This window comes from Thauera sedimentorum, from assembly GCF_014489115.1.
Taxonomy (GTDB): Bacteria; Pseudomonadota; Gammaproteobacteria; order Burkholderiales; family Rhodocyclaceae; genus Pseudothauera; species Pseudothauera sedimentorum.
This window is the reverse complement of sequence record NZ_JACTAH010000002.1, coordinates 300,164-323,450: the sequence shown is the minus strand read 5'-3', so window position 1 is coordinate 323,450 and position 23,287 is coordinate 300,164. Positions and strand designations below refer to the sequence as shown.

The following is a 23,287-nucleotide window of genomic DNA, read 5'->3' as shown; positions in this document are numbered from 1 at the left end:
TTCCGTTCAGCGACGCGCCAGGCGCTTGACCGCGGTGGCTGCGTCGATCCGTCCCTCGCTGGCAAATGATTCCAGGTTGTCCTCGATGCGGTCCGGGTCGTAGAGGTAGTTCACCATCAAGCCCCAGGACTGTTCCAGGCCCTTGGCCGAAGTGTCGGCCAGCCAGTTGAGCCGTTCGACGCGCGCGCCGTTGCCAAGGTGGAAGCGCGCCACCGGGTCCACCGGCTTGCCCTCGCGCCGCGCATTGAGCAGATAGTCGGCCGCCACGCGAGAGAGCGGTGCCTGCAGCGCGCGGGCCAGGGCTTCGTCATCCTGCCAGCCCGGCTTGCCGCCGAGCACTTCGCGCAGTCGCGGCGACTCGGGGCCGTCGACCCCGGCGGCGGCCAGGCGCTTCCAATCGGCATCGGTGAAGGCCGCGGCCACCTCCGCGGGATGTTTGCTCGCCCAGCGCGCCAGCCCCGGGATCGGCGACAGGGTGGCGAAGGTCTTCAGCTTGGGGAAATCGCGCTTGAGGTCGTCCACCACCCGCTTGAGCAGGAAGTTGCCGAAGGACACGCCGCGCAGGCCGCTCTGGGTATTGCTGATGGAATAGAAGATCGCGGTGCTGGCGCGCGAGGCGTCGAGCACCGGGGCGTGTTCGTCGAGCAGCTGCTGGACGTTGTCGGCCAGCTCCTCGACCAGTGCGACCTCTACGAAGATCAGCGGCTCCAGCGGCATGCGCGGATGGAAGAAGCCGTAGCAGCGGCGATCCGAATCGAGCCGGTTCTTGAGATCGGTCCACGAGCGGATCTCGTGCACCGCCTCGTACTCCACCAGCTTTTCCAGCAGCGCGGCGGGCGAATGCCAGGTGATGCGCGCGAGTTCCAGGAAGCCGACGTCGAACCAGGCCGACAGCCGCGCTTCGAGCTCGCGGTCGAGCGACTGCAGCTCCTTGTCTCCCGGCAGGAAGCGCAGCAGGTCGGCGCGCAGGTCGACCAGGAACTTGACCCCCTGGGGGATGGCGTTGAACTGGGTGAGGATGCGGATGCGCGCCGAGCGCATCGCGGCGCGCAGCTGCGCCTCGGCGTCCCATTGATGCGGGGTGCCCACCGCCGCCTGGTAGGCCTCGTGCGCGCGGGCGATGCGCTTGGGCTCGGGGCCGAACTCCAGCGCGATGATGCGCAGGAAGGCGTGGCGCCCGGCGTCGTCGAGGCCGAGATAGGTGTCCGCCAGGCGCGCCGCGCGCTGGCGGGTCGATACCTCGCCGCCGCGCCCCTCGGCGCATTCGTGCAACTGCCGGCGGATGCGCTCCAGGGTCTTCTCGGAGGGTTCGTCCTTGCGTCCGGTGGCGCTCGCCACGATCTCGCGCATCTTGTCGAGGCTGCGTGACATCAGTCCTGGGGCCATGCGTGCTTCCTGCGGGTTGGGGATGTGCCGATCATACCGCGCCTGCGGGTTCTGGTCGGCCGGCAAGGCGAGTAAGATTGACGTTCGCGTATGCGGTCATCCCTTTTCCATACGGTCTGCCCATGCCCCACAGTCCCCCGCCGAACGTGCCCCGCCCCGGCCGCCTGGCCCTGGGCATCGCGCTGCTCTACGCGGCGCTGGCCACCGCGTGGATCATCTACTCGGACCGCCTGCTGGCGGTGTGGGTACAGGACCCGGCGCGCATCACCGAGCTGCAGACCTGGAAGGGTCTGTTCTTCGTGCTGTCGACCGCCGCGCTGGTGTGGTTGATGATCCGGATCGGTTTCTCCTCGCTGTGGGGCCTGCAGCAACGCCTGGCCGAGCGCGAGGCGGCCTTCCGGGTCGCCCTGCATGCGACCCGGCTGGGCTTGTGGGACTACCGTATCGACAGCGGCGAGGTGGCCACCGACGAGGCGGTGGCGCGCATGCTGGGGTATTCGCCCGAGGGTTTCCACGAGACGGTCGAGGCCTGGGTCGGACGCCTGCATCCGGACGACCACGACGAGGCGCGCAGCCGATTCCGCAACTACCTGGACGGACTGCGGCGCGACTACATCAGTGAGTACCGCATGCGCATGGCCGACGGCAGCTACCGCTGGTTCCGCGCCTCGGGCGAAGTCGTGGCGCGCGACCCCAACGGACGTCCCACGCGGGTGATCGGCACCTACCTGGACATCCACGAGCAGGTGGAGGCCTATCGCAAGCTCGCAGAAAGCGAGGCGCGCGCCCGCCTGTACCTGGAACGCATGCCGATCGGCTGCATCGTCACCGACACCGACTGGCGCATCGTCGACTGCAATCCGGCCTTCGAGCAGATCTTCGGTTTCCAGGCCGCGGAGCTGATCGGCCGCAGCACCTTCGACACCATCATTCCCGAGACCGAGCGCGGCCAGACCGAGATGGTGCTGGCCCGCCTGCGCAATGGCACCTTCGACGCGCACAACGTCAACGAAAACCGCACCCGCGACGGGCGCCGCATCCTGTGCGAGTGGTTCAACACGCCGATCCGCGACGCCGACGGCAAGGTGGTGCAGCTGCTGGCGATGGCCATCGACATCACCGCGCGCCAGGCCACCGACAAGGCGCTGGCCGACAGCCATCGCCATCTGTCCGACCTGTCGGCGCGGCTGATGCAGATCCAGGAAGAGGAGCGCGGCCGCCTGGCGCGCGAGCTGCACGACGAGATCGGCCAGCAGCTCACCGCGGCCAAGTTCAACCTGCATGCGATCGGTCAGGATGCGCTGCAGGAGGCCTCGCGGCTGCGCCTGGACGAGTGCATGCAGATCATGGACCAGACCATAGGCCGCATCCGCGACCGGGCGCTCGACCTGCGTCCGTCCATGCTCGACGACCTCGGGCTGGGGCCCGCGCTGGCCTGGTACTGCCAGGGGCAGGCCGAACGCACCGGCGTTGCGGTGGACCTGTGCGGTGCCGACGGCCTGCCGCGCTTTGCCGAGCCGGCGGAGACCGCGGCCTTCCGCATCGTCCAGGAATCGGTGAACAACGCCCTGCGCCACGGCGGTCCGACGCGCATCGAAGTGCGGGTCGAGCACAGCGACGGGCTGCTGGAATTGCGGGTCAATGACGACGGCTGCGGCTTCGACCCGGGCGCGCAGCCCGACGGGCGGGCCAGCCTGGGCCTGGTGGGCATGCGTGAGCGGGCGGAGCTTGCGGGCGGGCGCTTCGAGCTGGCCTCCGCGCCGGGCGAAGGCACCCGCGTGCTGGCCTGCCTGCCGGTATTGCCGCGCAGGGAGGCCTGATGCCGCGGAGCGACAAGCGCGTGCTGCTGGTCGACGACCATGCCCTGGTGCGCGGCGGCCTGCGTGCGCTGATCGGCGGTTTTACCGGCTTCACCGTGGTGGGCGAGGCGGCCGATGGTCGCGAGGCGCTGGCCCGCGTGGCCGAATTGACGCCCGACATCGTGGTCATGGACCTGTCCATGCCCGGCCTCAACGGGCTGGACGCCACCGCACGCATTCACGCGGAGCACCCGGACTGTGCGGTGCTGGCGCTGTCCATGCACACCGCGGCGCACTACGTCGGCGAGGCCTTGCGCGCCGGCGCCGCCGGCTATCTGATCAAGGACTCGGCCCCCAAGGAGCTCGAGCATGGCCTGAGGGCGGTGGCAGCGGGGCAGCGCTATCTGTCGCCGCAGGTCGCCGGCCAGCCGCCTGCCGCCGGCGGCGCGCCGTCCGGCGCGGAGCCGCTCACCGCGCGGCAGCGCGAGATTCTCCAGCTCATCGCCGAGGGACGCAGCACGCGGGAGATCGCCACGCGGCTGTTCATCAGCGTCAAGACGGTGGAAACGCACCGGGCGCAGATCATGCAGAGGCTGGGTATCTTCGATGTGGCGGGGCTCACCCGTCACGCGATCCGCATCGGCCTGGTGTCGTCCGAGGAGTGATGCGGCGGGCCTGCCGGGCGGAAGCATGTCACGGCAGGATGCGAATCAGGGATTCCCTGATGTCATTTACGCCATGATTGAGGCATTATCCCGGCATACCTCGAAGTGGTGTATGTCGATGATCCCGCAAGCCGTTCCTGCCGCGCAGTCAGCCGTACGTTCCAGCGATGCTCGTGGCGCATCCGCCCTGCGCGTGCTGCTGGCCGCGCCCACGGATGTGCGCAGCGGGCGGCTGGAGGCCCTGCTGACCGAATCGGCCGATGTCGAACTGGCCGGCTGGACCGACAGCGAGAGCCGCGCAATGCAGCTCTTCTTCCTGCTCACCCCGGATGTCACCGTGCTCGACTGGCGGGTGTCGGTGTCCGAGCCGGCGCGCTTCGTCGGCCTGCTCAAGCGCGTGGCGCCCTATGCGCGCATCGTCTCCGTGGTGCCTGCCCACGATTCCATGCCGGCGCGCGCGGCGCGCGCCCTGGGGGCGGATGCGGTGGTCACCAGCGATGAACTGCCCGCCATGCTGCAGGCCCTCGCCGCCGATCGCGGCAACACGCCTTAAGGCGTCCTGCGGGAAGCAAACAGCAGCCAGACGCCTGCCGCCATCATCGGCACGCACAGCCATTGCGCGGTGGACAGGCCGAGCGACAGGGTGCCGAAGATGCCCGGGTCCGGCGTGCGGAAGAACTCCGCGGCGAAGCGCAACACCCCGTAGCCCAGCAGGAAGGCGCCTGATACCGCGCGCAGCGGGCGCGGACGGGCGGCGAACAGCCACAGGATGACGAACAGCAGCAGGCCTTCGCCGAGCGCCTGGTAGATCTGCGAGGGATGGCGCGGCAGCGCGTCCACCCACGGGAAAACCATCGCCCAGGGCAGGTCCGGGTCGGCCGGGCGGCCCCACAGCTCACCGTTGATGAAGTTGCCGATGCGCCCTGCCGCCAGGCCGGTGGGCACCAGCGGGGCGATGAAGTCGGTGACCTGCCAGAACCCCTTGCCGCTGCGCCGGCCATACAGCCACATCGCCACCAGCACGCCCAGGAAGCCGCCGTGGAAGCTCATGCCGCCCTTCCAGATGGCGGGGATTTCCAGCGGGTGGCTGAAGTAGTAGCCGGGCTGGAAGAACAGCACCTCGCCCAGCCGGCCGCCGATCACCACGCCGAGCACGCCGTAGAGCAGCAGATCGTCGACCTGCGGGCCGTTCCACCCCAGTTCGGGGCGGCGTCTGGCGTGCACGCGGCCGAGCACCATGAAGAGGGTGAAGGCGAGCAGGTACATCAGGCCGTACCAGTGCACCGAGACCGGGCCGAGCGAGACGGCGACCGGGTCGAACTGCGGATGGGTGAGCATGGGTGGTGGGGGTGTCCGTGTCGGGGCTTACTCGAACTGCGCGCGGAACTTCTCGAACTCGCCGCGCAGCCAGTCCACTTCCTGGCGCAGACGGCGCACCTCCTCTTCGAGTTCCGTCATCCGTCCGCGCGCCGCTCCGCCGCCACCGGCGTCCGCGCTGCTGGCTTCGGCCTGCATCGCCAGGCCTTCGGTGCCGCCCAGCAGGTGAGCCCAGCGCGCTTCCTTGGTGCCCGGCGCGCGCGGCAGGGCCACGGCCATCGGCGGATACTTCTCGGCCAGGTGCTCCAGCACCGCCTCGACCTCGGCGATCTCGCCGAAACGGTGCATGCGCTCGCAGCGCTGGCGGATCTCGCCAGCGGTCTGCGCGCCGCGCAGCAGCAGGGTGGCCAGCACCGCCTGCTCGCCCGGCGGCAAGGAATGGCGCAGGCGCACCAGGTGCTCGTACTTGGCTACCCGCGCGCTGGCCTGGTCGCGGCGCGACACCAGGCGGCGCTCCATCAGGCTGTCGACCGCGCCCTGCACCGCCTCCTCGGACAAGTCCATCACCGGCTCGCGCCCGGTGAGTTGGTTGCAGCCGGCCATCAGCGCGTTGATCGACAGGGGGTAGCTGTCGGGCGTGACGAAGCTCTTCTCGATCAGTACGCCGAGTACGCGCAGCTCGAAGGGATCGAGGTCGAAGCCCGGTTCGTCGGGGTGCTGGTCCTGTGAGTCCATGGGTGGGGGCCGAGGTTGCTGTGGAGGGGCGATGATAGCGCAGCATGCCGCACGCGCCGCGGCGGGTTCGACGCTATAGTACGAGGGCATTTCCTCTTTCCCGCCCCGCATTGCAGCGGGGCCGCCGGAGTGCCCGCGATGCTGCGAACCGTGAAGTTCCGCGTACATGTGGTCGCCACCTTCCTGCTGGCGACCTTCGTCATCACGCTGGTCGCCGCCTTCCTGCTCTCGGCCTTGGGGCGCTTCGAGCGCATGGCGGAGGAGAGCGCGCAGGCCATCTTCGACCAGATGGCCGTGGCCAATGCCCGCCAGCTCGAGGCCCTGGTGCACTCGGCCGGCCGCGTGGTGGAAGCCGGCGCCCGCCTGGCGCCCGCGGCCTATGCGGCAGATGGACGGGTCAGCGAGAGCCTGCGCGAGTACCTGCTGGCCACGGTCGACGTCCAGCCCCCGCTCTACGGTCTGTACTTCGGTCTCGACAGCGGCGAGTTCTTCCAGGTCATCGGCGTGCGCGGCGACGAGGCGGTGCGCAAGGCGCTGGATGCACCGCAGGGGGCCGCATTCGCGCTGCGCACCATTGCAGCCGCCGCGGACGGGCGCATCGAGCACTGGTGCTTCGTCGGCCGGGATGGAAGCCTGCTGGGCGAGCGCAGCAGGGCGGCGATCTACGATCCGGTGCGGCGGGGCTGGTACGGGCGCGCCCGCGAGCGCGACGAAACCGTACTGGTCGAGCCCTACCTGTTCGAGTCCTCCGGGCAGCTGGGCGTCACCCTGGCCCGCCGCATCGCCGGCGTGGATGGCGTGATGGGCGCCGACCTGTCGCTGGCCTCGCTGGCCGACTTCGTGGCCGCCTCCACCGCAGGCCAGCCGGGCGGGGTGGTGGTACTCGACGCCCAGGACCGGGTGCTGGCCTTTTCCGGTGCCGAAGCGGTGCGCGCCGCCGGGGCGGTGGAACTGCTGGCCCCGCTTGCCGCGGCGCGCAACCCGTACCTCGCCGCGCTGGCCGGTGCGCTGGCCGGGCAGGCACCGCAGAGCGGCAGTCTCGCCCTGGCCGGCGAACCGCACGTGCTGGCCCTGCGCGCCGTCGAGGTGGCGCCCGGCGTGGCCTACCGGGTGGCAGCCTTCGCGCCGCTCTCGGCCTTCTCCACCCACATCGTGCGTGCGCGCGACCAGGTGGTGCTGATCTCCCTGCTGGTGCTGGGCATCTCGGTGCCGGCGGCCTATCTGATGTCGCGTCGCGCATCCCGCGCGCTGGCCAACCTGGCGAGCGACTCCGAGCGGGTCAAGGCGATGGACTTCAGCGGCGAGGTGCGGGTCGATTCGATGTTCTACGAACTCGATGTGCTCGGCGAGGCGCACCGCACCATGAAGCAGTCGATCCGCGAGCGCACCGAGGCGCTGCGGCAGGCCCGCGACAAGCTCGAGAGCCTGGTGGAGATCGGGCTGGCGCTGTCCTCGCTGCGCGAGCGCGACCCCTTGCTGCGGCAGATCCTCGCCAGCGCCACCCGCCTGGCCAGCGCCGGGCGGGCGACCCTGCTGCTGACCACCGAGGCGGACACGCTGCGCCCCGCGGCCGATACCGACGACATGGCGCAGGAGGCGGAGCTCGCCCTGCGAGCGGCCGACGGCGGCGCCTCGCGCTCGGCGCATCCGGCGGTGCGGGCGGTGCACGAGCGCCATACGGTATGCAGCGACGGCATGTTCGCCGACGCGGGCGGCCGCTTCCGCCCGTCCATGCTGGCGGTGCCGCTGATCACCGCGTCCGGCGAGGTGCTCGGTGTGCTGCAGCTGGCCGACGCCCATGACCCGGCCGACGGGCGCGCCGTGCCCTTCGATCCGGAGATCATTCCCTTCGTCGAGGCGCTGGCGGCGCAGGCGGCGCTGGCGCTCGACAACCAGAACCTGGTCGAGGGCCAGCGGGTGATGCTCGACGCGGTGATCCGCCTGGTGGCCGGCGCGATCGACGCCAAGAGCGCCTACACCGGCGGGCACTGCGAGCGCGTCCCGGAGCTGGCCCTGATGTTGGCCGAGGCTGCCTGCGCGGTGGACGAAGGCCCGCTGGCCGGCTTCCGCTTCCGCGACGAGGACGAGTGGCGCGAGTTCCGCATCGGCGCCTGGCTGCACGACTGCGGCAAGGTCACCACCCCGGAATACGTGGTGGACAAGGCCACCAAGCTGGAGACCCTGTACAACCGCATCCACGAGATCCGCATGCGCTTCGAGGTGCTCTTGCGCGACGCCGAGATCGCGCGCCTGCGCGCCGTGCAGGAGGGCGCCGACGCGGCCGCCGCACAGGCCGCCTTCGAGGCGCGGCGCGCGCAGCTGCAGGAGGACTTCGCCTTCGTCGCCGAGTGCAATATCGGTGGCGAGTTCATGGCCGACGAGCACATCGAGCGGCTCGCGCGCATCGCCGGGGAAACCTGGCTGCGCCACTTCGACGACCGCCTCGGCCTGTCGCACGAGGAACTGCGCCGGCGCGACGCCACCGAACTCGAAGACCTGCCGGCGGCGGAAGCGCTGCTGGCCGACAAGCCCTGGCACCGCGTGCCGCGCACCGAGCAACAGCAATACGAGGCGCGCCACGGCATCCGCATGAAGGTGCCGGAGCTGCTGTACGACTTCGGCGAACTCCACAATCTCACGATCCGCCGCGGCACGCTCAGCGACGAGGAGCGCTTCAAGATCAACGAACACATCATCCAGACCATCATCATGCTCGACCAGATTCCGCTGCCGCGCCAGCTGCGCCGCGTGCCGGAGTACGCCGGCACTCACCACGAGACCCTCACCGGCAGCGGCTACCCGCGCGGGCTCACCGAGGAGCAGCTATCGGTGCCGGCGCGCATCATGGCGGTGGCCGACATCTTCGAGGCGCTGACCGCCGCCGACCGGCCCTACAAGCGGGCCAAGACGCTGTCCGAATCGGTCGCCATCCTGGCGCGCTTCCGCGACGACCGCCACATCGACGCCGACATCTTCGAGCTCTTCCTGCGCAGCGGGGTGTACCGGCGCTATGCCGAGCGTTTCCTGCGTCCGGAGCAGATCGACGAGCTCGACATCGAGTCTTACCTGCGCTGAGCCCTTGCGTCTGCCGACGCGGCGTCGACGGCGTTACAATCGACTTCTTTCCCTCGCAGCATCCGCGGAGTCAGTCATGCCCCAGTACCGTTCCCGTACCTCCACCGCCGGCCGCAACATGGCGGGTGCGCGCGCCCTGTGGCGCGCCACCGGCATGAAGGACGCCGACTTCGAGAAGCCGATCATCGCCATCGCCAACAGCTTCACCCAGTTCGTCCCCGGCCATGTGCACCTGAAGGACCTCGGCCAGCTGGTCGCGCGCGAGATCGAGGCCGCCGGCGGCGTGGCCAAGGAATTCAACACCATCGCGGTGGACGACGGCATCGCCATGGGCCACGGCGGCATGCTCTATTCGCTGCCCAGCCGCGAGCTGATCGCCGATAGCGTCGAGTACATGGTCAATGCCCACACGGCGGATGCGCTGGTGTGCATCTCCAACTGCGACAAGATCACCCCGGGCATGCTGATGGCCGCGCTGCGCCTCAACATCCCGGCGATCTTCGTCTCCGGCGGACCGATGGAAGCCGGCAAGGTGAAGTGGGAAGCCAAGGTGATCCCGCTCGACCTGGTCGACGCCATGGTCAAGGCCGCCGACAAGAACTGCTCGGACGAGGAAGTGGACGCCATCGAGCGCTCGGCCTGTCCGACCTGCGGCTCGTGCTCGGGGATGTTCACCGCCAACTCGATGAACTGCCTGACCGAGGCGCTCGGCCTGTCGCTGCCGGGCAACGGCACCACGCTGGCCACCCACGCCGATCGCGAGAAGCTGTTCAAGGAAGCCGGCCGGCGCATCGTCGATCTGGCCAAGCGCTACTACGAGCAGGACGATGCCTCGGTGCTGCCGCGCTCGATCGCCAGCTTCCAGGCCTTCGAGAACGCCATCAGCCTGGACGTGGCGATGGGCGGCTCCACCAATACCGTGCTGCACCTGCTGGCTGCGGCGCGCGAGGGCGGTGTCGACTTCACCATGAAGGACATCGACCGCATCAGCCGCCGCGTGCCCTGCCTGTCCAAGGTCGCGCCGGCGGTGCCGGACGTGCATATCGAGGACGTCCATCGTGCCGGCGGCATCATGGCCATCCTCGGCGAACTCGACCGCGCCGGCCTGCTGCACCGCGACGTGCCCACCGTGCACAGCAAGACCCTGGGCGAGGCGCTGAGCCGCTGGGACATCATGCAGGCGCACGACAAGTCGGTGTTCGACTTCTTCCTGGCCGCGCCGGGCGGCGTGCCCACCCAGGTGGCCTTCTCGCAGAACCGCCGCTGGAACGAGCTCGACATGGACCGCGTGCACGGCGTGATCCGCAACAAGGCCAATGCCTTCACTGCCGACGGCGGCCTCGCAGTGCTCTACGGCAACATCGCCGAGAAGGGTTGCATCGTGAAGACCGCCGGGGTGGACGAGTCCATCTGGCAATTCACCGGCAAGGCGCGGGTGTACGAGAGCCAGGAAGACGCGGTCGAAGGCATCCTCGGCGAACAGGTGCAGGCCGGCGACGTGGTGGTGATCCGCTACGAAGGCCCCAAGGGCGGCCCCGGCATGCAGGAGATGCTCTACCCGACCTCCTACCTCAAGAGCCGCGGCCTGGGCGCGCAGTGCGCCCTGCTCACCGACGGGCGCTTCTCCGGCGGCACCTCCGGCCTGTCCATCGGCCATGCCTCGCCGGAAGCGGCGATGGGCGGGGCGATCGCGCTGGTCGAGGACGGCGACACCATCGAGATCGACATCCCCAAGCGCCGCATCCATCTCGCGGTGAGCGACGAGGAACTCGCCCGCCGCCGCGCGGCGATGGAAGCCAGGGGCGCCGCGGCCTGGAAGCCGGTCAACCGCCAGCGCGCGGTGTCGGCCGCGCTGCAGGCCTACGCTGCGCTCACCACCAGCGCCGACACCGGCGCGGTGCGCGACGTCAGCCAGGTGCAGCGCTAGGTCCCGACCTCGCCGGCCGCCTTGGTGCGGCCGGCCGTGCTCATCGACGGGCGTCCCGCGGGGGCGCCCGTTTTCGTTTCGGCGCCGATGCCATACACGGCCATCGCCAGGCCGGCCACCAGGTCGGTGCACGCACTGTCGCGATCCCAGGGCAGCAGCACCGCCGCCTGCGGCATGCCCAGGCTGGCCAGCTGGTGCGGCACGCCCCAGCCGTGGCGCAGGTGGCCGCTGCCGATGATGCCCACCACCAGGGCCTCAGGCCGGGTGTGGCGTGCGGCGACGATGGCTTCGGCCATGGCGCGGTCCCAGACCAGCTGCGCTTCGACGAAGCGGCGCCGGGCCTGCTCGCCGCCGTCGGCTCCTTGCGGGTGATGGGCGCGCTGGATGGCGTGCAGCCAGTCGGCGTAGGCCGGTGAGGGTTCCGCGGGGCGGCCCACGCCTTCGCGCTCGTTCTCGGGTACCGCGTCATAGCCGGCGCGGCTCACTGCCCGGGTCAGGCCCTGGTCCACGTTGAGCGCCTGCAGCGGGATGCGGTGGTTGCGGGCGAAGCGGAAGATGTCCATGTAGAGCGCGGCATCCATGCGCCACACCTTCGCCCAGTCGCTGCGCGCGAGGAACTCGTCTTCGTCGAGCTCGCCGCGCACCCAGGCGTCCAGGGCCGGCTGCACCCGGCGGGGGAACATCTCCAGGCCGATCACCATGTCCGGCTGGCGCGCGTAAAGCGCGGCCAGGGTGTCGAGCTGCCAGCGGTGGTGCGCCATGCTGTCGTGGCGTTCGCCGAGCAGGACCACGCCGTTGCGCGCCAGGCCGTCGAGCAGCAGTCCGTGGTCCAGCTGGCCGCCGCCCGGGGCGACCCAGGCGGCGTCGGGTACGCAGGCCGCGCCGCGTATCGTGGCGTCGTCGGTGGGTACGGCGCTCATGCAGGCGGTCGCGAGCAGCAGGGGGACGAGCAGGATCGCTTTCATCGGCACTCCTCGCCGCCGCAGGCGCGCGTCATGGTGACGTGGTCGAGTCCGGCGGTGCGGCACTGTCCGGGGCGTGTGCCCGGTTCGTAATGTCTCGGAGTCCGGTGCGGGCGATCGGTTCCGCCTGCCGGCGCCGCTGCCGGCTCTTGCGCACTGCGGCAAAAGGGACGATGCTCGCGGGATCGTGGCGTCCGCGGGACGCCTCATGCATTTCCGAGGAGTTGCATCATGAGCTGGAGCCTGTGGGTCGCCTTTCTGGTCGCCGCCATCGTCATCGCGGTGAGCCCCGGACCGGGCGCCGTGCTGTCCATGGCCACCGGCCTGCGCCATGGCTACCTGGCGGCGCTGCGTTCCATCCTCGGCCTGGAGCTGGCCCTGCTGGTGCAGCTGGCCGTGGTGGCGCTGGGTCTGGGGGCGGTGCTGGCGACCTCGGCGACCGCCTTCCTGGCGCTGAAGATCGTCGGTGCCGCCTATCTGATATGGCTGGGGGTGCAGAAATGGCGCGCGCGCCCCGAGCCGCTGGACACGCCCGCCGAGGATGGCGCCATGCGCAAGCGCGGCGGGCTGGTGCTGCAGGGCCTGCTGGTGAACCTGACCAACCCCAAGGCGATCATCTTCATGGCGGCGCTGGTGCCGCAGTTCATCGACCCGCGCGCGGCCCAGCTGCCGCAGTTCCTGATCATTGGCGCCACCATGGTGGCGGTCGATACCGTGGTGATGTCCTGCTACGCGGGCCTGGCCACCCGCTTCCGGCCGCTGCTGCGCGACCCGCGCGCGCTGCGCCTGCAGAACCGGGTGTTCGGCGGCCTGTTCGTCGGCGCCGGGGCGGCGCTGGCGGCCTCGTCGAAGTAACTCAGTCGGCCGTGAGGCCGCCGAGCAGGGTGGCGAGGTTGTGGCGCATCATCGCCACGTAGCTGGGGGCCGGGCCGTCCGCGGCCGACAGCGCGTCGGAATACAGCGTGCCGCCCAGCCTGGCGCCGCTCTCGCTGCGGATGCGCTCGACCAGGCGCTGGTCCGTCACGTTCTCCAGAAAGGCCGCCGGGACTTTCTCCGCGCGGATCTGGCGGATCAGCCGGGCGATGCCCTTGGCGCTCGGTTCGGCCTCGGTGGCCACGCCCTGCGCGGCGAGGAAGCGCACGTCATAGGCCCGGCCGAAGTAGGCGAAGGCGTCGTGCGAGGTGATCAGCTTGCGCCGTTCGGCCGGCAGCGCGGCAAGTGCGCTGCGGATCTCGGCATCGAGCGCCTGCAGTTCGGCGACATAGCGCTCGGCGTTGGCGCGATAGCTGGCCGCGGCGTCCGGGTCGGCCGCCGAGAGCCCTTCAGCGATGTTGCGTACATAGACGATGGTGTTGGCCACGTCCTGCCAGGCATGCGGATCCACCCCGTGCGCGTGCTTGTGCCCATGGTCATGGTCGTGTGCCGACCCGTGATCGTTCCTGAGCTCGTGGATGCCCCGCGAGGCGACCAGCACCGGACGCTGGTGGCCGGCGGAGCGCGCCAGCCGCTCCATCCAGCTGTCGAAGCCCAGGCCGTTGGCCACCACCAGGGTGGCCGCGCCGATCCGGCGTGCGTCCGACGGGCGCGGCTGGAAGCCGTGCGCGTCCTCGTCCGGGCCGACCAGGGCATGCACGCTGACATGCTCGCCGCCGACTTCCGCAACCAGATCGGCGAGGATGGAGAAGCTGGCCACCACCTCCATCTTGCCGGCCTGGGCCGCGTGCGGTGTGCCGGCGAGAAGCATGGCGGACAGGGCGATGAAGCTGAAGAACTTGCGCATTGGACGACTCGGAGGGATCAGGATTCGAGATGGCTGCGCGCCGGCAGGCGGGCGGCGAGCATGCCGTCCGGGGCGAGCAGCAGCGAGGCGAGGTAGGCCAGACCGCACATCAGCACGATGGCCGGGCCGGCCGGCACGTCGGCATGGAAGGACAGCAGGAGACCGCTGGCTGCGCTGGCGAAGGCGACGGTCGATGCGGTGGCGAGCAGCGGCCCCAGGCGCCGGCTCCACAGCCGCGCGGCCGCCGCCGGCAGGATCATGATGCCCACCGCCATCAGCGTGCCCAGTGCATGGAAGCCGGCCACCAGGTTGAATACCACCAGCGCCAGGAAGCCATAGTGCGCCACCGGCGACAGCCGGCTCACCCCGCGCAGGAAGGCCGGGTCGAAGCATTCGAGGGCCAGCGGGCGCAGCAGCAGGGCGAGGCCGAACACGGTCACGCTGGCGATCGCGGCGATCAGCAGCAGCGAGGCGTCGTCCAGCGCCAGCACCGAGCCGAACAGCACGTGCAGCAGGTCGAGGTTGTTGCCGCGCAGCGAGACGATCATCACCCCGGCGGCCAGCGACAGCAGGTAGAAGGTGGCGAGGCTGGCATCCTCCTTGAGCACCGAGCTGCGCGTGACCAGGCCGGCAAGCAGCACCACAGTGAGGCCAGCGAGGATGCCGCCCACCGTCATCGCGCCGAGCGACAGGCCGAAGGCGAGATAGCCGAGCGCGGCGCCCGGCAGGATGGCGTGACTCATCGCGTCGCCCATCAGGCTCATGCGGCGCAGCATCAGGAACACGCCCACCGGCGTGGCGCCGAGGGCGAGCGCCAGGCAGCCGGCGAGCGCGCGGCGCATGAACTCGAAGTCGACAAAGGGCATGACCAGGAAGTCGATCATGCGTGCACCTCGTCGGCGTGGGCGTGCTCGTCGCGGTGGCACACCGCGGCCTGCTCGTCGAAGGCCTCGGAGAGTTGCCGTGCGCGGGTGAGCAGCGGTTCGGTGAGCACCTCGGCGGTGGGGCCGTAGGCCACCGGCTCGCGGGCCAGCAGCAGGCAGGTGGGGAAGTGGCGGCGTACCTGGTCGAGGTCGTGCACCACGGTGAGGATGGTGCGCCCCTCGCGATGCCAGGAGAGGATCAACTGCATCAGGTCGGCCACGGTGCGCGCGTCGAGCGCGGCAAAGGGTTCGTCGAGCAGGATCAGCGGCGCGTCCTGCAGGATCAGGCGGGCAAAGCGCACGCGCTGCATCTGCCCGCCGGACAGCGAGCCGATCGGCCGGGACTCGAAGCCGGACAGGCTCACCGCGGCGAGCGCCCGCTCGATGCGGTGCACATGCGATGCGCGAACGCGGCCGAAGGCGCCGATCTCGTGCCACAGGCCCATGGCCACCATCTCGAACACCGATACCGGAAAGCTGGTGTCCAGCTCGCCGCGCTGCGGCAGGTAGGCGATGCGGGCGTCGGGCTCGCCGCTTCGCCGGATATGGCCGCCGAGCGCGCGCAGTTCTCCGGCCACGCCCTTGAGCAGGGTGGATTTGCCGGCGCCGTTGGGGCCGACCACGGCGACCAGCGCGCCGGCAGGGACATCCACGTTCAGGTGGTGCACCGCCGGATGGCGGTCGTAGCCGAGGGTGAGATCTTCCAGGCGGAGCATCGGTGGCCTTATCGCGACAGTGCCCAGAACACCGCTGCCCACAGCAATGCGCTGGCGGCCGCGGCGATCGCCAGGCGCTGCGCCAGGCCGGTGCCGAGCAGGTTGCCGCGGGGAATGTGGTGGTGATGTTTCATCGCGTCGACGGGTGGTGGAACGTGAAAAGGAGGTGCAACAGTGTTGCGAACTGGCTGTGCCTCAGCGCGCGGCCCGACCGTCGTTGCACGCCGGACAGGCGCCGTGCAGCACCAGTTCGGCCTGGTCCAGGCGGTAGCCCGCCGGCAGTGCCACGGCAATGGCGGGTTCGATGGTCTCGAGGCACAGTACGCGACCGCAGGCGTCGCAATGGAAATGGGCATGGCGATGGCCGTCATGCCTGACCGCCTCGAATTTCCATGCGCGGTCCTTGCCCGGCACGCGGGTCGCGATGCCCCTGTCGACCAGCCAGTCGAGCGCGCGATAGACGGTGACGCGGTCGTGGTGCTCGCCGCTGGCGGCGAGATCGGCGGCGATCTGGTCGTGGTTCAGCGGCTGGTGGCTGGCCAGCAGGCATTCCAGCACCGCCACGCGGGTGCGCGTGACGCGGCCGTGCGCTGCGATGGTCGTTTGCGCCGCGCTGGTGGCGCCCGATGCTGGGGGAGGCTGGAGACTGCTTGATGCCATGGCGAAGGTGTTTGCCGGATTCAAGTGCAACATTGTAGCATCTTGTCCGATCGACGAAACGCCGGCTGCGCACAGCGTGGCGTACCGGAACCATACGTAGGGAGTGAGCAGCATGAGGAAACTGGCGGCGGCCCTGGTGGGCCTGGGCATCACCTTTACGGCCTTCGCGCAGGGTGGGCATGAGCACGGGGTCGCGCGCCTGCAGGTCGCCATCGACGGCGGGCTGCTGGCCGTCGAGTTGCAGAGCCCGCTGGACAATCTCGTCGGCTTCGAGCACGAACCGAGTACCGAGGCGCAACGTCGCGCACTCGCCGACGCGGAGGCCAGGCTGCGCGACTTCGGCGCGCTGTTCGTCCTGCCGGCCGGCGCGGGCTGCGTGCTCTCCGAGGTCGAACTGGAGTCGCCATGGCATGCCGGGCATGATGAGGCCCACGACCACGACCACGACCACGACCACGACCACGACCACGAGCACGAGCACGAACAAGATCACGAGCACGATCATGACCACGAAGAGGCTCACGGCGAAATGCATGTCCGTTACCTGCTGAACTGCGCCACCCCGGAGGCGCTGACCGGCATGACCGTCAAGCTGGCCGAGGCCTTCCCGCGCACCGCCCGCATCCGTGCCGAGACCGCCACCCCGCGCGGCCAGAATGCCCTGACGCTGACCCGCGGCAAGGACAAGCTGCCGCTGTGATCGAGGTGGACGCAGCCGCGGCGGTGCCGGCAGTTTCCCTCGAAGGGTTGCGCTTCGCCTGGCCCGCAGCGGACGTGCCTTGCGTGGCCATGGAACGCTTTGCCGTGGCTGCCGGCGAGCGCGTGTTCCTGTGCGGCCCCAGCGGCAGCGGCAAGACCACCCTGCTGTCGCTGATCGGGGGCGTGCTCGAAGCGCAGGCCGGCCGGGTGGTGGTGTGCGGGCAGGACCTCGGCGCCCTGCGTGCCGGTGCGCGCGACCGCTTCCGCGCGGACCACATCGGCTTCGTGTTCCAGCTCTTCAACCTCATCCCCTACCTCTCCGCGCGCGACAACATCCTGCTGCCCTGCCGCTTCTCGGCGCTGCGCAGCCGGCGGGTGCGCGAGGCGGGCCGCAGTCCGGAGGCGGAAGCCGAGCGGCTCGCCGCGCACCTGGACCTCGATCGCGGGCTGCTCGACCGGCCGGCCGCCGAACTGTCGGTGGGCCAGCAGCAGCGCGTGGCCGCCGCGCGCGCGCTGATCGGCCGGCCGCCGCTGGTGATCGCCGACGAGCCGACCTCGGCGCTGGATGCCGACCGCCAGCGCGGCTTCCTCGAACTGCTGCTGGGCGAATGCGCGGCGGCCGGCGCGGCGCTGCTCTTCGTCAGCCACGACGCGCGGCTGGCCGCGCACTTCGACCGGGTGGTGGCGCTGGACGAGATCAATCGTGCCACCGGGGGAGGTGGGGCATGAAGGCGCCGCTGTGGCACCTGACCTGGCGCAGCATCGCCAACCGCCGGCTCACCGCGCTGCTCACGGTGATCTCGGTGGCGCTCGCGGTGGCCCTGCTGCTGGGTGTGGAGCGCCTGCGCCATGACGCGCGTGCCGGTTTCGCCGCCACCATCTCCGGCACCGACCTGGTGGTCGGCGCGCGCAGCGGGCCGGTGCAGCTGCTGCTGTACTCGGTGTTCCATATCGGCAACGCCACCAACAACGTGTCCTGGCAGAGCGTCGAGGCCATCGCCGCGCTGCCGGATGTCGACTGGCTGGTGCCGCTGTCGCTCGGTGATTCGCACCGCGGCTTCCGCGTGGTCGGCACCACGGCGGGCTTCTTCGAGCATTACCGCCACGGGCGCGACCAGGCGCTGGCGATGGCCGCCGGCCGCCCGTTCGGCGAGGTGTTCGAGGCGGTGGTCGGTGCCGAGGTGGCCGAACGCCTCGGTTATCGCGTCGGCCAGTCCATCGTGGTCAGCCACGGCAGCGGCGAGGTGAGCTTTGCCGAGCACGACGACAAGCCCTTCACCGTGGTCGGCGTGCTGGCGCGCACCGGCACGCCGGTGGACCGCTCGGTGCTGGTGAGCCTGGAGGGCATCGAGGCCATCCATGTCGACTGGGCTGGCGGCGCCCGCCTGCCGGGCGTGCGGATCGCCGCCGAGCATGTGCGCAAGTTCGACCTGTCGCCCAAGAGCGTGACCGCCGCGCTGGTCGGGCTGAAGTCGCGGGTCGCGGTGTTCCGCGTGCAGCGCCGGATCAACGACTGGCCCGCCGAGCCTCTGCTGGCGGTGCTGCCCGGCGCCACCCTGCAGGAGTTGTGGGGCGTGGTGGCGGTTGCCGAGCGCGCCTTGCTGGCGGTGTCGGCGCTGGTGGTGGCGGTGGGGCTGGCCGGGTTGGTGGCGGTGGTGGTCGCCAGCCTGGGCGAACGCCGGCGCGAACTGGCCATCCTGCGCGCGCTGGGCGCCAGCCCGGGGCAGGTGTTCCGCCTGCTCGCGCTGGAGAGCCTGATGCTCAGCCTGGCCGGCTGCGTCCTCGGTATCATGCTGCTTTCCGCCGCGGTGGCCGTCGTCGGGCCGTGGCTGGGGGCGCACTACGGTCTGCCGCTGTCCGCCGGCTGGCCCTCGGTTGCGGAGTGGCGCCTGCTGGGCGCGGTGCTCGCCGTGGCCTTGCTGGCCAGCCTGGTGCCGGGCTGGCGCGCCTACCGTTACTCGCTTGCCGACGGCATGACCATCAGGATCTGACATGCGTTTCCCGCGCCTTGCCCTTGCCGCCTTGCTCACCCTCTGCGCCGCCATGTCTGCCGCTCACGCGCAGAAGGCCGCCGGCCAGCCCGGTTATCAGGTCGGTGACCGCCTGGCGCCGGCCGCGGGCGCCGACAAGGCCGGCTTCACCGAGATCGAATGGGACGACCTGCTGCCCGCCGACTGGAATCCGCAGGCCCTGTTCGACGATGTGAACCTTGACGCCATGGAGGACAACGATCCGCGCGCCATCGACCTGATGCGCCGGCTGCGCGAGGAGTGGGACCGCGCCCCGGTGGTGCAGGCCATGAACGGCCGGCGCATCCGGCTGCCCGGTTTCGTCGTGCCGCTGGAAGGCGACGGCAAGACGGTGCGCGAGTTCCTGCTGGTGCCCTATTTCGGCGCCTGCATCCACGTGCCGCCCCCACCGGCCAACCAGCTCATCCACGTGATGCCGGACCAGCCGATCCCGGGCGAGTGGAACATGGTGCCGGTGTGGGTCAGCGGCGTGCTCACCGTGGCGCGCATCGAATCGGAACTGGGTAACGCGGGCTATCAGCTGCGCGCGATCAAGGTGGAGGAGTACGTCGAGCCGGCGGCGAAAGCCAGATAGGAGTCCCAGCGGGTGACCGTGGTGCAACGGCAGGCAGGGTCATGTAGGAGCGGCCTTGGCCGCGATACGGCCGATGACGAAACGACGCCGCAATCGCGGCCAAGGCCGCTCCTACATGAGGTGTCGCGCCAAGGATCGGCGGCCCGCCTTAGCCTTGTCGCAACCCCCGCAGGATGCTGCGCACCGGCGTCGGCAGCGGCGCCTCGTCCAGGGCGTCCAGCGCCTGCCAGTGCAGGCTGCCGTCGGCGGCCAGGGGCGGTGTGCCGGGCAAGTCCACCAGCCAGGGGCGGATCTCCAGCACGAAGTGGGTGAAGGCGTGGGTCAGCGGGGGCAGTTCGCTTCCGCCCGCCACCTCGCCGAAACGCTGCGCCACCCAGGCCGCGGCGCCGTCCTCGCCGGCTTCCGGCAAGGCCAGCAGGCCGCCCCAGATGCCCGCGGGCGGGCGGCGTTCGAGCAGCACGGCGTCGCCCGCGCGCACCACCACGACCTGAGCACTGCGCCGTGGCGGCGTCTTGCGCGGGCGGGCGGCGGGCAGTTCGGCAGTGCGTTCCTCCCGGCGGGCCACGCAGTCGTCGGCCAGCGGGCAACGTCCGCAGGCCGGGCGGGTGCGGGTGCATACCGTGGCACCCAGGTCCATCTGCGCCTGGATGTAGGTGTCTACCCCGCTCTCCGGCAGCAACTCCGCGGCCAGCGACCACAGGCGCTGCTCGACTGCGCGCTCGCCCGGGAAGCCGTCGACGCCGAAGGCCCGGCACAGCACGCGCTTAACGTTGCCGTCGAGGATGGGCACGCGCTCGCCGAAGCAGAATGCGGCGATCGCCGCCGCGGTGGAGCGGCCGATGCCGGGCAGGCGGGCGATGTCCTCGGCGCGGCGCGGGAACTGCCCGCCGTGCTCGGCCATCACCACCTGCGCGGCCTTGTGCAGGTTGCGCGCGCGGGCGTAGTAGCCCAGCCCGCTCCACAGGCCCAGTACCGCCTCCTGCGGTGCGCCGGCGAGGTCGGCGAGCGCGGGAAAGCGCGTCAGGAAGCGCAGGTAGTAGGGGATCACGGTGTCCACCTGCGTCTGCTGCAGCATGATCTCGGACAGCCACACCCGGTAAGGCTCGCGGCTGTGCTGCCAGGGCAGGTCGTGGCGGCCGTGGCCGGCCTGCCAGGCAATCAGGCGCCCGGCAAAGTCTTGCTTGGACAAGGGTTTGGTCCTGTTTTCCGGGCTGCACGCGGGGTCGACGGAAGTCGTCCGCGCAGCCATAATCCGTCGATTGTCCAGACCGGTGCCGGGCGTATCGCCCCGTGCCGCACACCCGAAGGCCATGTCCGCACAGAACTATTACACGCACGAAGACTTCACCCGCAATTTCCGCAATGCCCTGGGCATGTTCGCCACCGGCATCACCGTGGTCACCACCCGCGCCGCCAATGGCGCGCCGGTGGGGCTGACGGTGAACTCCTTCAACTCGGTCTCGCTCGATCCGCCGCTGGTGCTGTGGAGCCTGTCGGCCAACCTGCCCAGCGTGCCGGTGTTCGAAGCCTGCGAATACTACGCCATCAACGTGCTGGCGGAAGACCAGCAGGAACTCTCGCAATTGTTCGCCAGCCGCTCCGACGACAAGTTCGCCGGCCTGGAATTCGACGAAGGCCTGGGCGGCGCGCCGCTGCTGCGCGGCTGTTGCGCGCGCTTCGAGTGCCGCAACACCCACCGCTACCCGGGCGGCGACCACATCCTGTTCGTCAGCGAAGTCGCCAACTTCGACCGCGAGGACCGTCCGCCGCTGCTCTTCCACGGCGGCGCCTACCGCCGCCTGGCGCCCTGATCCGGGCGCTCCGGTAAACGCAAAAGAGGTGGCCTCGGCCACCTCTTTTGCTTGATGCGGCCGTTCAGGCGCCGAGGAAGACCGCGCCCGCGCCGGCGATCAGCGCGCCGGCAGCGCGCTGCAGGCGCTGTGCCCACAAGCTTTGCGGCAGCCAGCGGCCGACCAGATAGCCCGCAGCGTGCAGCGCCGCGGTGGCCAGCGCAAAACCGGCCGCGTAGGCGGCCAGCGTGCCGTCGCCCATCTCGGCATGGTGGGCGTGGCCGTGGAACAGCGCGAAGGCCGCCACCAGCGGCAGCGCGGCGGCTACCGGCAGGCGCGCGGCGAAGGCGATCAGCAGGCCGAGCACCAGCACCGAGGCGGCGATGCCGGCTTCCACCGCGGGCAGCATGATGCCCAGCGCGCCCAGCCCGGCGCCGGCGAGCATCGCCAGCACGAAGCTTGCAGGCAGCGCCCAGCGCTGGCGGCCGGCCTGGCGCGCGGCGTAGAGGCCTACCGCGAGCATGGCCAGCAGGTGGTCGGCGCCGCCCAGCGGGTGGCCGAGGCCGGAGAAGAAGCTGGCCGATTCGTGGCCCGGATGAGCCAGCGCGGAGCCGCTGGCGAGGACGAGGCCGAGGGTGGTCAGCGCGCGGTTCGGGTGCATGGTGCCTCCTGGGATTCCGGATGTGGATGGATGTTCGGTAGGAGCGGGCTTGCCCGCGACGCGGCCTGCGGGAGAACTGCCGCCGCATCGCGGCCAAGGCCGCTCCTACAAATACCTTGTCGACGATGGCAGGGTGCAATCAAGTTGCGTGCCAGTCCGTTGCACGCGCCGGGAGGCGGTATGTGCATCGGGTGCTGGTCGCGTTCCTGCCGGCAGCGCATGCGCAGTGGTCAGTCGCTGACCGGTAGCTCGATCACCAGCTCGGCGCCGCCGGCCGGGTGGTTGCGGGCGGAGAGCTGGCCGCCGTGGCGCTCGACGATGCCGTAGCTGATCGACAGCCCCAGGCCGGTGCCCTTGCCCACCGGCTTGGTGGTGAAGAAGGGGTCGAAGACGTGCGCCAGGTGCTGCTCGGCGATGCCCGGGCCGTTGTCGTGGAAGCGGATGGTGGCGCGCGTGCCTTCCACCTTGCCTTCGATGTCGAGCCAGGGTTCGGGCAAGTCGCTGGTGGCGTCCCAGGCGTTCTGCACCAGGTTCATCATCACCTGCTGCATCTGCCCGGGCGAGCCTCGCACCGGGATCTGCGCCGGCAGGCGGACCTGCACGCGGAAGCCCTCGCGGGTGGCCTTGCACACCCAGCGCACCGCGCGCTCGATCACTTCCGTAAGGTTGAAGGACTGCTGCTCGTCGCGGTCTATGGCGGAGAAGCGCTTCAGGCCGTCCACGATGTCGCGGGTGCGCTCGGCGCCCTCGATCGTGCCTTCGATCAGTGGCGGCAGGTCGGCGAGGATCCGGTCGATGCGCAGCTCTGCGCGCAGTTCTGCCAGCCTTGCGGGCGCTTCCCCGGCGTGCAGTGCGGCCAGGTAGGACTCCAGCCGCCCGGCGTAGCGCTGCAGCGCATGCACGTTGCCGAGGATGAAGCTGATCGGGTTGTTCAGCTCGTGTGCCACCCCGGCCACCAGGCGGCCGAGCGAGGCCATCTTCTCGGAGTGCAGCAGTTGCTGCTGGGTGCGCTTGAGGTCCTCGTGGGCCTGCCGCAAGGCCTGGTAGGCGCGGCGCAGCTCGCCCACCGGACGGCCGGTGACCACCATGCCGAGCGACTTGCCCACGGCGTTGTAGCGAGGCGTGCAGTTGAGCGACACCGGCACCGCCGAGCCGTCGCGCGCGCGCAGGGGCAGCTCGCAGTCGTGCACGCTTTCCTCGCCGTACAGGGTGAGCAGGTGGCGGGCCTGGGTGCGTGCCACGTCGTCGGCGAACAGCTCGAACACCGTGGTGCCGCGCAGCTCGTCCAGCTCCTTGCCGGTGAAGTCGAGCAGGGAGCGGTTCACGTCCTCGATGTTTCCATTGCGGTCGCACACCACCAGGATGTCGGACATCGAGGTGAGCACCGAGAGGATGAACTGTTGCGACTCCTCCAGCTTGGCGTTCTTCTGTTCGAGGGCGACCTCGTACTGCAGCAGGTCGGAATACACCTCGTCCATCTTGTGGATGACGTCCATCCACACGTCCTCGCCCACGCCCACCAGTTCGCCGGGGTGGCCGGTGTGCTGCAGGGGAAGGTTGGGCTTGGGCTGGTCGCTCATGGTGGGGC

23 protein-coding genes are annotated in these 23,287 nt (G+C 70.4%); 11 read left to right on the top strand and 12 right to left on the bottom strand.

Translation table 11 applies throughout. From position 1 onward, the window contains the following. Positions 1-6: 6 nt before the first annotated feature. Entirely contained in the window at positions 7-1,386 is a 1,380-nt protein-coding gene (locus IAI53_RS11320) for a malonyl-CoA decarboxylase (RefSeq protein WP_187718308.1), read from the bottom strand. Between the two features lie 122 nt (positions 1,387-1,508). Between IAI53_RS11320 and IAI53_RS11315 the strand changes: the two genes are divergently transcribed. The 3 genes from IAI53_RS11315 (at position 1,509) to IAI53_RS11305 (ending at position 4,403) form a co-directional block, all read left to right on the top strand. Next, a complete protein-coding gene (locus IAI53_RS11315; RefSeq protein ID WP_187718307.1) occupies positions 1,509-3,206 on the top strand; it encodes a PAS domain-containing sensor histidine kinase in 1,698 nt (565 codons plus the stop codon). Further along, the gene (locus tag IAI53_RS11310; protein ID WP_187718306.1) at positions 3,206-3,850 is read left to right on the top strand and encodes a response regulator; all 645 of its coding nucleotides are present in this window, start codon (positions 3,206-3,208) and stop codon (positions 3,848-3,850) included. Before IAI53_RS11315 ends, IAI53_RS11310 begins: the two co-directional genes overlap by 1 nt. 118 nt (positions 3,851-3,968) lie before the next feature. Then, on the top strand, positions 3,969-4,403 hold the full coding sequence (locus IAI53_RS11305) for a two-component system response regulator (protein WP_187718305.1): 435 nt from the start codon (positions 3,969-3,971) through the stop codon (positions 4,401-4,403). On the opposite strand, the gene lgt is transcribed toward IAI53_RS11305, so the two are convergent. Then, positions 4,400-5,188: a prolipoprotein diacylglyceryl transferase gene (lgt, locus tag IAI53_RS11300; RefSeq protein WP_187718304.1), complete on the bottom strand. Its 789-nt coding sequence runs from the start codon at positions 5,186-5,188 to the stop codon at positions 4,400-4,402. The genes IAI53_RS11305 and lgt overlap by 4 nt on opposite strands. 27 nt (positions 5,189-5,215) lie before the next feature. Further along, a complete protein-coding gene (locus IAI53_RS11295) occupies positions 5,216-5,902 on the bottom strand; it encodes a YceH family protein (RefSeq protein ID WP_187718303.1) in 687 nt (228 codons plus the stop codon). Between the two features lie 138 nt (positions 5,903-6,040). Between IAI53_RS11295 and IAI53_RS18470 the strand changes: the two genes are divergently transcribed. Beyond that, positions 6,041-8,977 carry an HD domain-containing phosphohydrolase gene (locus tag IAI53_RS18470; RefSeq protein WP_222948282.1) on the top strand — a complete coding sequence of 979 codons (2,937 nt, stop codon included), beginning with the start codon at positions 6,041-6,043 and terminating at the stop codon, positions 8,975-8,977. Between the two features lie 76 nt (positions 8,978-9,053). Continuing rightward, positions 9,054-10,904, top strand: a complete 1,851-nt coding sequence (gene ilvD / locus IAI53_RS11285) for a dihydroxy-acid dehydratase (protein ID WP_187718302.1) — start codon at positions 9,054-9,056, stop codon at positions 10,902-10,904. Here ilvD and IAI53_RS11280 read toward each other — a convergent pair. Beyond that, positions 10,901-11,869, bottom strand: coding sequence for a ChaN family lipoprotein (locus IAI53_RS11280; protein ID WP_187718301.1), 969 nt, complete (start codon positions 11,867-11,869; stop codon positions 10,901-10,903). The two genes, ilvD and IAI53_RS11280, sit on opposite strands and share 4 nt — an antisense overlap. 228 nt (positions 11,870-12,097) lie before the next feature. Between IAI53_RS11280 and rhtB the strand changes: the two genes are divergently transcribed. Then, the gene (gene rhtB, locus IAI53_RS11275) at positions 12,098-12,721 is read left to right on the top strand and encodes a homoserine/homoserine lactone efflux protein (protein ID WP_187718300.1); all 624 of its coding nucleotides are present in this window, start codon (positions 12,098-12,100) and stop codon (positions 12,719-12,721) included. Position 12,722: 1 nt separating this feature from the next. Here rhtB and IAI53_RS11270 read toward each other — a convergent pair whose 3' ends face one another. From IAI53_RS11270 to IAI53_RS11255, 5 genes are all read right to left on the bottom strand, one after another. After that, positions 12,723-13,646 carry a metal ABC transporter solute-binding protein, Zn/Mn family gene (locus IAI53_RS11270; RefSeq protein ID WP_187718299.1) on the bottom strand — a complete coding sequence of 308 codons (924 nt, stop codon included), beginning with the start codon at positions 13,644-13,646 and terminating at the stop codon, positions 12,723-12,725. A gap of 17 nt (positions 13,647-13,663) precedes the next feature. Beyond that, positions 13,664-14,530: a metal ABC transporter permease gene (locus IAI53_RS11265; protein ID WP_187718298.1), complete on the bottom strand. Its 867-nt coding sequence runs from the start codon at positions 14,528-14,530 to the stop codon at positions 13,664-13,666. Beyond that, positions 14,527-15,285 carry a metal ABC transporter ATP-binding protein gene (locus IAI53_RS11260; RefSeq protein WP_187718297.1) on the bottom strand — a complete coding sequence of 253 codons (759 nt, stop codon included), beginning with the start codon at positions 15,283-15,285 and terminating at the stop codon, positions 14,527-14,529. The genes IAI53_RS11265 and IAI53_RS11260 overlap by 4 nt, the downstream gene beginning before the upstream one ends. A gap of 8 nt (positions 15,286-15,293) precedes the next feature. Next, a complete protein-coding gene (locus IAI53_RS18645) occupies positions 15,294-15,419 on the bottom strand; it encodes a hypothetical protein (RefSeq protein WP_262407741.1) in 126 nt (41 codons plus the stop codon). Positions 15,420-15,480: 61 nt separating this feature from the next. Then, the gene (locus tag IAI53_RS11255) at positions 15,481-15,945 is read right to left on the bottom strand and encodes a Fur family transcriptional regulator (protein ID WP_187718296.1); all 465 of its coding nucleotides are present in this window, start codon (positions 15,943-15,945) and stop codon (positions 15,481-15,483) included. A 112-nt stretch (positions 15,946-16,057) separates the two neighbouring features. On the opposite strand from IAI53_RS11255, the gene IAI53_RS11250 reads away from it, so the two are divergent. Genes IAI53_RS11250 through IAI53_RS11235 form a run of 4 tightly spaced genes read left to right on the top strand, consistent with a single transcriptional unit; the run spans position 16,058 to position 19,248 of the window. After that, positions 16,058-16,645 (top strand): DUF2796 domain-containing protein, encoded by a 588-nt coding sequence (locus tag IAI53_RS11250; protein WP_187718295.1) that lies wholly within the window; start codon positions 16,058-16,060, stop codon positions 16,643-16,645. Then, complete coding sequence (locus IAI53_RS11245; protein WP_349771921.1) at positions 16,642-17,373, top strand: ABC transporter ATP-binding protein; 732 nt, start codon at positions 16,642-16,644, stop codon at positions 17,371-17,373. The genes IAI53_RS11250 and IAI53_RS11245 overlap by 4 nt, the downstream gene beginning before the upstream one ends. Then, positions 17,370-18,635 carry an ABC transporter permease gene (locus tag IAI53_RS11240; RefSeq protein WP_187718294.1) on the top strand — a complete coding sequence of 422 codons (1,266 nt, stop codon included), beginning with the start codon at positions 17,370-17,372 and terminating at the stop codon, positions 18,633-18,635. Before IAI53_RS11245 ends, IAI53_RS11240 begins: the two co-directional genes overlap by 4 nt. A 1-nt stretch (position 18,636) precedes the next feature. Further along, positions 18,637-19,248, top strand: coding sequence for a DUF3299 domain-containing protein (locus tag IAI53_RS11235; RefSeq protein WP_187718293.1), 612 nt, complete (start codon positions 18,637-18,639; stop codon positions 19,246-19,248). Positions 19,249-19,396: 148 nt separating this feature from the next. On the opposite strand, the gene mutY is transcribed toward IAI53_RS11235, so the two are convergent. Then, positions 19,397-20,437 (bottom strand): A/G-specific adenine glycosylase, encoded by a 1,041-nt coding sequence (gene mutY, locus IAI53_RS11230; RefSeq protein WP_225433300.1) that lies wholly within the window; start codon positions 20,435-20,437, stop codon positions 19,397-19,399. A 121-nt stretch (positions 20,438-20,558) separates the two neighbouring features. Here mutY and IAI53_RS11225 point away from each other — a divergent pair, with 121 nt between their 5' ends. After that, positions 20,559-21,059: a flavin reductase family protein gene (locus IAI53_RS11225; protein WP_187718291.1), complete on the top strand. Its 501-nt coding sequence runs from the start codon at positions 20,559-20,561 to the stop codon at positions 21,057-21,059. 64 nt (positions 21,060-21,123) lie between these two features. Here the strand turns inward: IAI53_RS11225 and IAI53_RS11220 are convergent, their stop codons facing one another. Both IAI53_RS11220 and IAI53_RS11215 read right to left on the bottom strand, forming a co-directional pair. Continuing rightward, positions 21,124-21,699 carry a HupE/UreJ family protein gene (locus tag IAI53_RS11220; RefSeq protein WP_187718290.1) on the bottom strand — a complete coding sequence of 192 codons (576 nt, stop codon included), beginning with the start codon at positions 21,697-21,699 and terminating at the stop codon, positions 21,124-21,126. Positions 21,700-21,929: 230 nt separating this feature from the next. Beyond that, the gene (locus IAI53_RS11215; RefSeq protein WP_187718289.1) at positions 21,930-23,279 is read right to left on the bottom strand and encodes a PAS domain-containing sensor histidine kinase; all 1,350 of its coding nucleotides are present in this window, start codon (positions 23,277-23,279) and stop codon (positions 21,930-21,932) included. Between the last annotated feature and the right edge of the window lie 8 nt (positions 23,280-23,287).

Coding starts and splice junctions, on each gene's coding strand:
- IAI53_RS11215 (WP_187718289.1), bottom strand. CDS start 23,279: ATGAGCGACCAGCCCAAGCCCAACCTTCCCCTGCAGCACACCGGCCAC.
- lgt (WP_187718304.1), bottom strand. CDS start 5,188: ATGCTCACCCATCCGCAGTTCGACCCGGTCGCCGTCTCGCTCGGCCCG.
- IAI53_RS11315 (WP_187718307.1), top strand. CDS start 1,509: ATGCCCCACAGTCCCCCGCCGAACGTGCCCCGCCCCGGCCGCCTGGCC.
- IAI53_RS11265 (WP_187718298.1), bottom strand. CDS start 14,530: ATGATCGACTTCCTGGTCATGCCCTTTGTCGACTTCGAGTTCATGCGC.
- IAI53_RS11320 (WP_187718308.1), bottom strand. CDS start 1,386: ATGGCCCCAGGACTGATGTCACGCAGCCTCGACAAGATGCGCGAGATC.
- IAI53_RS11270 (WP_187718299.1), bottom strand. CDS start 13,646: ATGCGCAAGTTCTTCAGCTTCATCGCCCTGTCCGCCATGCTTCTCGCC.
- IAI53_RS11255 (WP_187718296.1), bottom strand. CDS start 15,945: ATGGCATCAAGCAGTCTCCAGCCTCCCCCAGCATCGGGCGCCACCAGC.
- IAI53_RS11280 (WP_187718301.1), bottom strand. CDS start 11,869: ATGAAAGCGATCCTGCTCGTCCCCCTGCTGCTCGCGACCGCCTGCATG.
- IAI53_RS11220 (WP_187718290.1), bottom strand. CDS start 21,699: ATGCACCCGAACCGCGCGCTGACCACCCTCGGCCTCGTCCTCGCCAGC.
- IAI53_RS18645 (WP_262407741.1), bottom strand. CDS start 15,419: ATGAAACATCACCACCACATTCCCCGCGGCAACCTGCTCGGCACCGGC.
- IAI53_RS11310 (WP_187718306.1), top strand. CDS start 3,206: ATGCCGCGGAGCGACAAGCGCGTGCTGCTGGTCGACGACCATGCCCTG.
- IAI53_RS11225 (WP_187718291.1), top strand. CDS start 20,559: ATGTCCGCACAGAACTATTACACGCACGAAGACTTCACCCGCAATTTC.
- rhtB (WP_187718300.1), top strand. CDS start 12,098: ATGAGCTGGAGCCTGTGGGTCGCCTTTCTGGTCGCCGCCATCGTCATC.
- IAI53_RS18470 (WP_222948282.1), top strand. CDS start 6,041: ATGCTGCGAACCGTGAAGTTCCGCGTACATGTGGTCGCCACCTTCCTG.
- ilvD (WP_187718302.1), top strand. CDS start 9,054: ATGCCCCAGTACCGTTCCCGTACCTCCACCGCCGGCCGCAACATGGCG.
- IAI53_RS11240 (WP_187718294.1), top strand. CDS start 17,370: ATGAAGGCGCCGCTGTGGCACCTGACCTGGCGCAGCATCGCCAACCGC.
- IAI53_RS11250 (WP_187718295.1), top strand. CDS start 16,058: ATGAGGAAACTGGCGGCGGCCCTGGTGGGCCTGGGCATCACCTTTACG.
- IAI53_RS11260 (WP_187718297.1), bottom strand. CDS start 15,285: ATGCTCCGCCTGGAAGATCTCACCCTCGGCTACGACCGCCATCCGGCG.
- IAI53_RS11235 (WP_187718293.1), top strand. CDS start 18,637: ATGCGTTTCCCGCGCCTTGCCCTTGCCGCCTTGCTCACCCTCTGCGCC.
- IAI53_RS11295 (WP_187718303.1), bottom strand. CDS start 5,902: ATGGACTCACAGGACCAGCACCCCGACGAACCGGGCTTCGACCTCGAT.
- IAI53_RS11305 (WP_187718305.1), top strand. CDS start 3,969: ATGATCCCGCAAGCCGTTCCTGCCGCGCAGTCAGCCGTACGTTCCAGC.